Source organism: Thalassospira sp. (assembly GCF_002709775.1).
Taxonomy (GTDB): Bacteria; Pseudomonadota; Alphaproteobacteria; order Rhodospirillales; family Thalassospiraceae; genus Thalassospira.
In genome coordinates this window covers 18,637-30,016 of sequence record NZ_PAQR01000053.1, presented here as the reverse complement: position 1 = coordinate 30,016, position 11,380 = coordinate 18,637, and the positions used below count along the sequence as shown (strand labels likewise).

Genomic DNA, 11,380 nt, shown 5'->3' with positions numbered 1-11,380 from the left:
AGCGGATATTGGCCTGCCTAGGGCAAGTTGCTCAGGATATGATCGACGGCGGCTGACAGATCATCGGCGATGAAATCGGCCTCTTGAGCTTCGGGCAGGATGGCTTCCTTGGCCCCGTGGCCGGTTCTGACCATGATGGCGCGCGCACCGGCCCGATGCCCGGCGCGGATATCATTGATGCGATCCCCGACAAGAATGCTTTCAGCCAGACTGATGGCAAAGTCCTCAGCAGATGCCAAAAGCATGCCCGGTTCGGGTTTGCGGCATGTGCTTTCGCGGCCGTAATCGCCCTGCCCGGTTGGATGATAGGGCGAATAATAGATGCCCTGCACCGATGCGTTGTGATCAGAAAGCTGGGCCACCAACGCCTTGTGGATTTCGAGCAGCTGATCTTCGGCAAGGTAGCCGCGTGCGACACCGGACTGGTTGGTCACCACAATCACCGGGAGCCCCGCGTCATTGAGGCGCTTGATCGCCTCCCCGGCCCCCTTGATCAGTTTGAGGTCGGCAACGTCCGAAAGATAATGGACTTCTTCGTTAATCACGCCGTCGCGGTCCAGAAACACGGCCGGAACCGGATGGCGTTGATCGCGAAAGCGCGGGGCCGGATCGATCAGGTGACGTTTGACAGATTGATGGACAGAGCCGGTCATCAGGGGCCTTTTGCATGGTCAAATTTTGCCAACAATGGCGCAAAGCCATTTGCAAAAGCAAGGCTTCACAGGTCCGGCCGCATTTTTCTGCAGCGCGAAAAAGAAATTGGTATTACCATTATTCACTTGCAGAGCAACCGGAAGACGTGACAATTTCCCTGCAAGTCACGCCTCACGATAATAAGACCTTCAAGGAATAACGTTCTATGTTTGCCGATATTTTTGCGATTTTGGCCCCGGTTTTTATCACCACCGGACTGGGATATTTCTGGGCCCGCGCCGGCAAGCATTTTGACACCAACCTTGTCACATCCATTGTCACCTATTTCGCAACGCCGTGTCTGACCTTTGCAGCCCTTGCAACGGTCGAGCTTGGCGGTGATACGCTGGTTCTGATGGGGACAGCCGCCCTTGCCGCGAACGTGATTTTCGCCCTGATCGGCTGGCCGGTTCTTAAGGTTTTCAACCTGTCACCGCGTACCTATCTGCAATCGCTGACCTGGCCGAATGTCGGTAACGTTGGCTTGCCGCTTTGTATGCTGGCTTATGGGCAGGAAGGGCTTGCACTTTCAGTCGCGTTCTTTGCCGCCTATGTCGTGATCCAGCTGACCGTCGGTGTGGCGTTTGTATCGGGCAGTTTTTCGATCCGGTCACTCGCCAAGATGCCGATCATTCCCGCCACCCTGATTGCCACGGGCTTTTTGGCCACCGAAACGCCGGTGCCGGAATGGCTTTACAACACCACCAACCTGATTGGTCAGCTGACCATTCCGTTGATGCTGTTTACCCTTGGTGTGTCACTGGCGAAGCTTCGCCCGGTCAGCCTTGCGCGCAGCACAGCCCTTAGCGTGCTTCGTCTTGGCATGGGCTTCGGGGTTGGTTTCGGCCTGTCGGAAGTCATGGGCCTTACCGGCATGGAACGCGGGGTTGTGATCCTGCAATGTTCGATGCCGGTTGCCGTGTTCTGCTACCTGTTTGCGCAGCTTTATAACCGCGAGCCGGAGGAAGTTGCTGGTGTTGTCATCAGCTCAAGCTTCCTGGCCGCCGTCGCGCTGCCCGCCCTTCTGTGGTACGTGCTGTAACCCGAGGCACCACAGGGCACACAGCCGAAGCTTACTTGACGATCAGGCGGTATTCGCCGCCTGTACCATCATCCTTGTCAGCATAAAATCCGATGGCGCATTCAAATCGGCCCTTATCAAGGTCCGGGTCGCCATGTTCAGCTGCCTGTTCCATCACGTGATCGCGGCAGTCCGCCAGATCGTCAAAGGTCGCCTCGGATATCTTGACCCGGGTCGGTTGATTGACATCCGGGACGTACACCGCTGTGACATGTTCCCAAGGCGCGGCATCATCCGGCCACAAAACATCGGCAATGTGGCGGTGCGGGTTGCCCAGACTAACCACCGCCAGTGCCGCAATCCCGGCAGCCAGAATTGCGCGCCGTAGCATTCTTGTATTCATTCGTATCCTTTATGCGCCTTTGCGGCCAAGCGCCGAGAAATCGATCCTTGGCATCGGTGCATCATATTCAAGATGGTAGTCATCAAGTGGTGGCGGCGCCTGACCGGTGACCGCCAGAAGTGCATGTACCTGCCCGCGTTGGTGGGTCTGATACACAAAGAGATGTGACAGGATATCCGCCACGGTTTCAAACGTCTTGCTACCTTCTTCGCGGATCAGTTCGACACTGCGAATGGCGTCCTTGTCGTTCAGTTGTTCGCAAAAGGCCATCAGCCGCATGTCCGTATCACGCTGGGCAGCGGCCAGTTTGTCGATGGCTGCAAACGGCATTTCATTGGCAAGACAATCCCGACCACGTCCACCGCCGACCAGTGCATCAAGATAATACCAGTCATTGGTCAGAATATGGTTCAGGGTTTCAAGAATGGAAGATGAAAACGCTGTTCGTTTGGTGTTGCGTTCGTCATCCGTCAATTTCTGACAGACACCATACAAACGGTGATTGGACCAGGCGTTGTTACGCGCCTGATGGAAAAACGATGTGCCCGGCATACCTCAAGTGTCCCAACTTTCAGCGTCCTGTCACATTCTTGTTGAGAAACTCAACCGGTCACAGGATGCGCATGGTTTAGCGGACCGTTTCCTTTGCCAAAATTTGGCGCGGTTCGGATGGCTTCACGGACAAAAGCCCGTGCGCGGGCAACGGAATCACTTAATCCCATGCCCTGAGCCAGCCCGGTTGCAATGGCACTTGCAAGCGAGCAGCCCGTACCATGATTATTTTCAGACGGAATGCGCGTGCCTTCGAAGCCTTCGACATCGCCATCCCGGCGCCATAAGATATCGACGATTTTGTCCCCGTCTGCGTGACCACCTTTTATCAGGACGGCCTCTGCCCCCAGATCGCCAATTTTGTGCGCTGCAGCAATCATATCACTTTCAGAGGTGATTTTCATACCTGATAGTACTTCGGCCTCGGGAATATTTGGCGTCAGCAGGCTGGCAAGCGGAATCATATGGGTGATCAGAGCTTCGACCGCGTCTTCGTGAAGCAGGCGCGAACCGCTTTGCGATACCATCACAGGGTCGACCACGACCGGAATACCAGTCGCCTTTGATTTGATAAATTCCGCCACGGCAGTAATCACCGGCACGGAATGCAGCATACCCGTTTTAAGCGCATCAGCCCCGATATCATCAATCGTGACCGTCGCCTGATGGACGATCATGTCGGGATCGATACCCAGAACGTCGAAGACTCCGGTGGTGTTTTGCACCGTAAGTGCCGTGATCGCAGTTGCAGCATAGCCGCCAAGAGCGGTCACCGACTTGATATCGGCCTGAATGCCAGCCCCGCCGGAACAATCCGACCCGGCAATAATCAAGACACGACCCTTCATACGATCCTTCCTTATCCTGCAGATATCAGGTTTCTTTACGCTGCCCGGTTAGCCGGCGACGGCGGTGATTTCAGCAACAATGCCGTCAACGATCTGTTCGACCTTGATCGCGTCGTCGCCTTCGGCCATGACGCGGATCAGCGGTTCTGTACCGGACTTGCGGATCAGAACACGACCATCACCGTTAAAGGCGCGCTCGGCCGAGGAAATGGCTTCGATCACGCTGTTTTGCGCCAGCGGATCGCTTCCAGCGCTGTAGCGCACGTTTTTAAGGATCTGCGGCAGCGGTTCGAACACGCGGCTCAGTTCCGAAACCGGGCCTTCGCGGCTGGCAAGAACGGCCAGCACCTGAAGACCCGCCAGCAGGCCATCACCGGTCGATGCGAAGTCCGACAGCACGATATGGCCGGACTGTTCGCCGCCGACATTGCAATCAAGGGCGCGCATCTGTTCGACAACATAGCGATCACCGACCTTGGTGCGGATCAGGCGGACATCGTTGCTTTCAAGGTAGCGTTCCAGACCCAGGTTCGACATCACGGTCGCGACCAGCGCATTACCGCGCAGCTGACCGGTGCGTTTCCAATGGGTGGCGACAAGGCCCATCAACTGATCCCCATCGATCAGCTGGCCTTTTTCATCACACATCTGAACGCGGTCGGCATCGCCATCAAGGGCAATCCCGACATCGGCCTTTTCGGCCAGAACGCGGTCACACATGGTTTTGGTATGGGTCGAGCCACACTGGTCATTGATGTTAAGACCATTCGGGCTGGTACCGATTTCAATCACGTCGGCCCCGAGTTCACGCAGGACCTTGGGTGCGACGGAGTAGCCCGCACCATGAGCGCAATCGAGAACGATCCGAAGGCCTTCAAGCGTGACCGAGCCCGGCAGGGATGATTTGACGGCCTCGATATAGCGGCCCGGGGCATCGTCAATGCGCTTGGCGCGGCCAAGCGTGTTTGCCGGAACCAGCTTGCCCGACAGATCGCTTTCCATCAGGGCTTCGAGTTCAAGTTCGACCTCATCCGAGAGCTTGAAGCCATCGGGGCCAAACAGCTTGATGCCGTTATCCTGAAACGGGTTGTGCGAGGCAGAGATCATCACACCGATATCGGCACGCATCGATTTGGTCAGCATGGCCACAGCCGGGGTCGGCATCGGGCCGACCAGCATGACATCCATTCCCATCGAGGTAAAACCGGCAACAAGGGCAGGTTCAAGCATATAGCCAGACAGTCGGGTATCCTTGCCAATCACGACCTTGTGGCGGTGATTACCACGGGTGAAATAGTGGCCAGCGGCCATCCCGACTTTCAGGGCGACCTCGGCGGTCATCGGGGCCGTGTTGGCGGTTCCGCGGATACCATCGGTGCCAAAATATTTGCGGCTCATACTCTGTGTCTCTGCTTGCGTTGCGGGCATTGCTGCCCCGTCGATCAAATCTGACTGCCGGTTATATCAAAGTGACGTCGCAATGCCACTGGCAATCGGCATATTTCACCAAGGATTGTAGCGGAAAACTGGCGACCAATCCGTTAACAGGTGAACAAGGTCCTGTTCCGATAAAACCCATGACCTTCGGTCAAAAACCGGCTATCACATGGTGCATGGTTTAAAGGACTGAAACCGAGGGAATTTTGCGCAACATCCGCTTGAAAATAGCCCTTCTGGCGGTGTTGATGGCAATCACGTCGGGGCTGCTTGCCGTTTATGGCAATCAAAGCATTGCCCATGAACCGGGGCGAATACTTGTCTTGCCGCCAAGCGGCGCAGCCGAAGCCATTGATCTTAATCGTTATCTACAACGATTGGTGACGGATCGCGAGGCAGATACCCCGTTTGACGTTGTCCAGATAGACGAGATCGAGTTTGCCCCAGTGTATCAGACACCGGGCCCCGGCTATACCGATCGCACGATCTGGTATCGCACCCCGGTCCGGATCGTGAACCAGGCGGATCGTCTGGGCAGCAGTTCATTTATTGATATCGGGCAGGTTTACCTTAATGACATTGCCCTGAGCATCCTTTCCGAGGACGGCCGGCGGATCATCTGGTATGAGCGGGTCGGCGACCGTGTTCAAACCGCGCGCAACGAGGTGCACGGCCTTTCGCATGTTGCCGAATGGCCGAAACTGGCACTGGGCAACTATTGGCTGGTGATCGGGGTCAAGACCACCAGTGCGCATGTGCTTGAGGCGGAACTCCTGCCCGATACGCTACTGATAACGAAATCGGGCAGCGAGAGCTTCATCAAGGGGGCCAGCCTTGGTGTCCTGATTGTTGCCTTCGGGCTTTATTTCACCTTTGGCCTGCTGTCGGGGGACCGGTCGGTTATCTGGTATGCGGGCTATGTCTTTTCGCTGTTTCTGATCTATTTCGGGATCACGGGATATGCGCAGCTGATCTTCAAGCCGGTCTGGGCGCTGGCGTCGGATTTTGTCACCGGAACGGGAACAGCACTTGCGCTTGGCTCATCGATCATGATGTGGAGCTATATTACCCGTCTTGATCAGACCAACCGGTGGCTTTTCCGTTTCATGTCCGTCTATTCGGTTTTGGCAATTGCCGGTCTCGTTGCCGCCACATCGGATTTGTACATCCTGTATGCCAAGCTTTTCTTTGTGCCCGAGGTTATTCTTCTGGCAGTGCTTTTGATCAATCTGGTCTATCGCGGCTTTCACCAGCAGCAGTACCTGCAGACATTATTCATGATGATTGCCCTTGGCATTCCGACCATCGGAACAATGGCACATCTGATGCTTTTGATGGGGCAATTGCCCGTCAATGAATTCACAACCAGCATCTTTTCCACCAGTGCGGTTATTCAGCTGGTCATGGTTGCGATGGCGATGGCCTATCGGACCTATGGCCTGATCAATCGACGGGTTGATGCCCTGGCAACGAGCCAGCGGGCCAATCAGCTGGCCAGTGAGCAGCGTACCTTCATCACGATGCTGTCGCATGAGTTCCGCACCCCGCTTGCCATCATTCAGCGATCCGCAGAGATCCTTGGCCTTCATCTTCAAAAGGAACCGGAAGCGGTTCTGAACCGCTTGTCCACCATCCGGTCAAACGCAGGCCAGCTTTCGGGCCTTGTTGATGCGTTCCTGACCAAGGAGACGCTTGATAGCGCGACATTTGGCACCACACGCGAGGCGGTGGCGATTGATGCGTTTCTGGGCGATCTGATTGCCCGACGTCACCGCGAGGTGCCCGGCCAGAATATCAGCCTGATCAAATGCGATACCGCCATTGTCGAGATCGACCGCATCCTGATGGAACGTGCGATGCTCAACCTGATCGAGAATGCGCGGAAATATGCGCCGGGTGCGGCTGTTTGGATTTCGGCGGAGCGTGAAGCCAATGGCTATGTCTATATCCGGGTGGTCGATGAAGGCCCCGGTATTGCCGCCGACGATCTTCAGAATGTTCTGCATGCCTTTTATCGCGGCAAGGATGCGACAAAAACACAGGGTGTCGGGCTGGGCCTGCATCTGACCAACCGGATCATTGAGGCCCATGACGGATCGCTTTCGGTCAGTGTTGGCGAAGAAGGCGGCACGACCATTTTGATCAAGCTGCCCTATGACCGCGACAAGACCGTTCTGCGGGCCAATGAAAACCGCACCCGGTCCCTGACCGGCTATCCAGAGCCCCCAAGAAATGGGGACCCGGCATGATGATCAGATCGGGATTAATCATGCGCCACCTTGCCTTAACGGTGCTGTTCATCGCAATGACGGTGTTTATGGTGCCCGGACAGGCAGCACAGGCGCAAACGGCTGAGAACACAAGCAGCACGACGCCGGATCGGTTGGTTTTGAGCGGTGACATTGCAGCGCCGCGCGAGATTACGCGCTATGTGGCGTCTTATGCCGATGAAACCCGCGCGCTTGAGCTTGATGATATTCTGGCACTGCCCGAAGGGTCGTTTCAGCGATCAAACGCCATCCCGTCCTTTGGCTATACACGCCGGATTATCTGGCATCAGGTCGATTTCACGGTGGAGAACAAGCTCGGCAAGCGGGCCTTGCTTGAGATTGCGCCGAACTATCTGAACTATATCGATGTGTATTTGATGGCGGGCAAGGCGCGCAATCCGATGTGGCGTACGCGCCTTGGCGACCATGTCCCGGCCAGCGAACGGCAGTATGGCGGACGGACACATATTGCGGCCCTGCCCCTTCTGGTGCCGGGGAACTACCGGCTTTATGTCCGATCACAAAGCAACAGCGCCAATCTGATCTGGATGACGCTATGGCCGACCAAGGAACTGATTACGTCGCTGTCGTTCCGTCATCTGGCGACCAATGTGTTCTTTGGCTTCTTTATTACGCTTGGGATTGCCTATCTGGCGCTTGGCCTGATTGCCGGGGACCGGGCGGTTATTCTTTACAGCATCTGGGTCGGTGCGATTGGTACCACGACGGCGGTTGTGAATGGCGTGATCCTGAGCGAGGTGCAACCAGACACGCCGTGGCTGAATGACTTTTTGTTGGGTTCGATGAACATCATTTCCTACGGGATAACGGTGTTCCTGTGGCTTTACATCATCGAGGCACGCAAGAACCATCCGCGTGCCTATCGGTTATGTTGTCTCTATGGCTTTATCATTCTGGCCTTTGCCGCCGGGGCCGCGACCGATCTTTATACGGTCTTTGGCACCTATATCGTGCCAAGCCATGCGCTGTTCATGGCGACCATGTGCCTGATCCTGTTCAGACGGGCGTTCAAGGATTTCCGCAATCCAAAGCATTGGGCGTTTCTTGTGGTGCTGGCCATCCCGACCGGGGCGGCGATCATGATCCAGCTGGCCCTTTCCGGCGTGATCGAGGCAACCCGACTTCGACTTGACCTGCATCAGTTCACCCTACTGTTCCATCTGGTGGGCATGGGCATCATCATGACCGTGCGCCTGTCGAGAATGGACAAGGAACGGGTCACCGTGACCCAGAAGGCCGAGGAAACCACGACCCTTGTCGAAGAACAGCGCAAACTGATCTCGATGCTATCACATGAATTCAGAACCCCCTTGGCGGTGATCCAGCGATCCTCCGAGATGCTGATGCTGCGCCTTAAGAACCACAAGGACGATGTTCTGGAACGTCTGCAGCGCATCCAGTTACAGGCGCAGAAACTGGCGCGATTGGTCGATATCTTCCTGACCAAGGACGGGATCGAAACGCAGGACCTGTCGCTGGCGCGTGAAACGGTTCCGGTGAACCGCTTCTTGCAGGAATTTGCCGCCCAAACCACACGCGAGGGTGCAGAGGTGCGTGTCAGCACCCACGGGACATCAACCGTCGAGGTCTATATCGATGAAACCCTGATGGGGCTTGCGATCACCAACCTGATCGAAACATCCAGGCGTTTTGCCCACGGGGCGCCGATCCACATCAATGTCCACCGGCAATCCGATACGCTGGTCGAGATCAGCATTCCATGCCATGGTGATGAACTTGATGATGACGAAATCGGGCTGATCGCCGATGCGCTGTTCCGGCGCAATATGGAAACCCATGCGCTGCGCCGCGCCCTTGGCCTACATATTTCACAGCGCATTGTCGATGCCCATGGCGGATCGATCACGCTGCGTCAAAGCCGCATGCAGAGCATTGAACTTTGCCTGCTGTTACCGTGTGAGTAACCGGCCGACACTTAAGTTCGAAAAAATTAGAAAGTTTGGATCAGGAAGCCTCGGCCTCGCCCAGCACAGCGGCCGGTGAGGTAAAGGCATAGCCACGGCCATAGGCGGTGCGCACCGGCAATTCTTCACCGATATCCTTCATGATCTTCTGACGCACACGTCGGATGGCAGTATCAAGGTTTCGGCAGTTTTCCGCCGTATCAGCCTTGCCAAGTGCCTCGACAATTTCCGGACGGGTCAGCCAAGCGCCATTGGCTTCGATCAAAAGCTTGACGATGGTGCGTTCGGTCGCGGTCAGGGTCGCTTCATTGCCTTCGGGATTGCGGAGTTTCCAGTTGAGCATATCAAGTACCCAACTATCTTCGGAAATCTGCGTTTCCACCGCAGCATCGCCATCGGATCTTGATGCACGACGTAGAAGCGGCTTAAGGGCGGCCTCGATCACAGAAAGCGGGCTATCCTTGGTCAGATACACATCAGCACCGGATTTATAGCCGGTCAGGTGATTGTCCATACCCGAAAGCGAGGTCAGCATCATGATGCCGCAATCAATCGTCTTGCGGACATGCTGGGCCAGTTCATAGCCATCGGCATCGGGAAGCATGATATCGAGGATGACGGCATCAGGTTTGCGCGCGTCAAGAGCCCGGTAAAATGCGGCACCGGTTTCACAACCGACCACATCGAAACCGCACATCTCCAGATACTCACACAGATCCTTGTTCAGGTCCGTGTTATCTTCCACGACATATACACAGTGCGTCATTGCATTCCAGCCAGACGTGACGTCACCAGGGAACGGCTGCGTCAGACCGCCAATCTCGTTCATCTAAAGACCTTCGCGTTTGCGTATTCCAACCATCAACTGTGACTTTGGCGCCACTTTTGTTTGATCCTTATTGGTATGTGGTCATTGCATCAATTCTGCAACCCTCAACCTTCAATGGTCAGAAAATGCCAGAATCGGCCACAAATCAAACGAAGGGCGCGGAACCGGTCCAAAGCCAAGCCTGAAACCGGTTCCGCGCCCCCGTTAATAAACCATGACGCTAAAATGACAAGTTATACGTGCAGACGATGCGCTCAGCACACCACTATACGATGGCAGTCGAACTTGCGACCGCGAGGGCCTGTACCGTTTCGGGCACATCATGCACGCGAATCATCTGCACACCATGGCGCCATCCATTGACGGCTGAGGCGATGGAACCGCCCAGACGCTGCTTGGGGTCGGCCTTGGGATCGATCTTGCCAATGAAGGACTTGCGCGATGTGCCAAGCAGGATCGGGCAGCCCAGACCATGGAAGATTGCCAGTCGCGACAACAATTCAAGATTGTGCGACAGCGTCTTGCCAAAGCCGATGCCAGGATCAATGCAAATGCGATCACGCGAGATCCCCGCACGTTCGCAGCTTTCAATACGGTCGAGCAGATAGTCATAAACATCAAGAACCGCACAATCATATTGCGGGTTGGCCTGCATGGTGCCCGGTTCGCCCTGCATATGCATCAGCATGACCGGCTTGCCGGAAGACGCGGCGACTTCCATCGAACGTTCGTCGCCTTCAAGGCCGGTGACGTCATTGATGATGGCAGCGCCAGCTTCGATAGCGGCTTCCATCACACTGGCATGACGGGTATCGATTGAAACCACATGACCTTTGGCGGCCAGTTCACGAATAACCGGCACGACGCGGTTGATTTCCTCGTCCTCGGACACGTCATCGGCACCCGGGCGGGTGGATTCGCCGCCGACATCAATGATCGATGCTCCCTGCTCGACCATGGCTTCTGCGCGCGCTACGGACTGTTCGGTGGTGTTGTAATCGCCACCGTCAGAAAAGCTGTCGGGCGTGACATTGACGATGCCCATGACATGGCAGGATGCCATATCAAGCCCGGCGAAATCCGGGCGTTTGGCCATCAAACGGTCCAGCACGGCATTGATTTCATCCACCCGGCCACTGTTTTGCACCCAGCCTTCAAGGGCAAGGAGTGGCAGGATCATGCTTTCGGCCCCGCCGCCTTCGCGGCGACGGATGATTTCAAGGGCGGAAAAGCCCCTGCGTGATCCGGCAAGAGGCAGGGTGTTGGGATCATCGGCATGGTCGATGAAACCGGTCGGTGCGTAGTAAAGCGGTCCTTCAAAATCGGCAAAGCCCCGCACATCGGCGGGGCTTCGCAGGACCGATCTTTTGATCTCGTCCAT

General features: G+C 55.9%; 10 protein-coding genes. 3 read left to right on the top strand and 7 right to left on the bottom strand.

What is annotated here, in order from left to right:
• Nucleotides 1-17: 17 nt before the first annotated feature.
• Complete coding sequence (locus CMO10_RS16380; RefSeq protein ID WP_297024266.1) at nucleotides 18-653, bottom strand: D-glycero-alpha-D-manno-heptose-1,7-bisphosphate 7-phosphatase; 636 nt, start codon at nucleotides 651-653, stop codon at nucleotides 18-20.
• Nucleotides 654-859: 206 nt separating this feature from the next.
• Here CMO10_RS16380 and CMO10_RS16375 point away from each other — a divergent pair, with 206 nt between their 5' ends.
• Nucleotides 860-1,735 (top strand): AEC family transporter, encoded by an 876-nt coding sequence (locus CMO10_RS16375; protein WP_044828590.1) that lies wholly within the window; start codon nucleotides 860-862, stop codon nucleotides 1,733-1,735.
• 31 nt (nucleotides 1,736-1,766) lie between these two features.
• Here the strand turns inward: CMO10_RS16375 and CMO10_RS16370 are convergent, their stop codons facing one another.
• The 4 genes from CMO10_RS16370 to glmM are packed head-to-tail and all read right to left on the bottom strand — an operon-like array spanning nucleotide 1,767 to nucleotide 4,915.
• Nucleotides 1,767-2,105 carry a hypothetical protein gene (locus tag CMO10_RS16370; protein WP_297024264.1) on the bottom strand — a complete coding sequence of 113 codons (339 nt, stop codon included), beginning with the start codon at nucleotides 2,103-2,105 and terminating at the stop codon, nucleotides 1,767-1,769.
• 21 nt (nucleotides 2,106-2,126) lie between these two features.
• Entirely contained in the window at nucleotides 2,127-2,669 is a 543-nt protein-coding gene (locus CMO10_RS16365; protein ID WP_297024263.1) for a DinB family protein, read from the bottom strand.
• A 50-nt stretch (nucleotides 2,670-2,719) separates the two neighbouring features.
• Entirely contained in the window at nucleotides 2,720-3,517 is a 798-nt protein-coding gene (gene thiD / locus CMO10_RS16360) for a bifunctional hydroxymethylpyrimidine kinase/phosphomethylpyrimidine kinase (RefSeq protein ID WP_297024261.1), read from the bottom strand.
• A gap of 48 nt (nucleotides 3,518-3,565) precedes the next feature.
• Nucleotides 3,566-4,915 carry a phosphoglucosamine mutase gene (glmM, locus tag CMO10_RS16355; RefSeq protein WP_044828976.1) on the bottom strand — a complete coding sequence of 450 codons (1,350 nt, stop codon included), beginning with the start codon at nucleotides 4,913-4,915 and terminating at the stop codon, nucleotides 3,566-3,568.
• A 260-nt stretch (nucleotides 4,916-5,175) separates the two neighbouring features.
• Here glmM and CMO10_RS16350 point away from each other — a divergent pair, with 260 nt between their 5' ends.
• Together CMO10_RS16350 and CMO10_RS16345 are read left to right on the top strand one after the other, a co-directional pair.
• Nucleotides 5,176-7,203, top strand: coding sequence for a sensor histidine kinase (locus tag CMO10_RS16350; protein ID WP_297024259.1), 2,028 nt, complete (start codon nucleotides 5,176-5,178; stop codon nucleotides 7,201-7,203).
• Between the two features lie 20 nt (nucleotides 7,204-7,223).
• Complete coding sequence (locus CMO10_RS16345; RefSeq protein WP_297024258.1) at nucleotides 7,224-9,170, top strand: sensor histidine kinase; 1,947 nt, start codon at nucleotides 7,224-7,226, stop codon at nucleotides 9,168-9,170.
• A gap of 40 nt (nucleotides 9,171-9,210) precedes the next feature.
• Here CMO10_RS16345 and CMO10_RS16340 read toward each other — a convergent pair whose 3' ends face one another.
• Nucleotides 9,211-9,999, bottom strand: coding sequence for a response regulator transcription factor (locus CMO10_RS16340; protein WP_297024257.1), 789 nt, complete (start codon nucleotides 9,997-9,999; stop codon nucleotides 9,211-9,213).
• A 265-nt stretch (nucleotides 10,000-10,264) separates the two neighbouring features.
• Nucleotides 10,265-11,380, bottom strand: coding sequence for a dihydropteroate synthase (folP, locus tag CMO10_RS16335; RefSeq protein WP_297024255.1), 1,116 nt, complete (start codon nucleotides 11,378-11,380; stop codon nucleotides 10,265-10,267).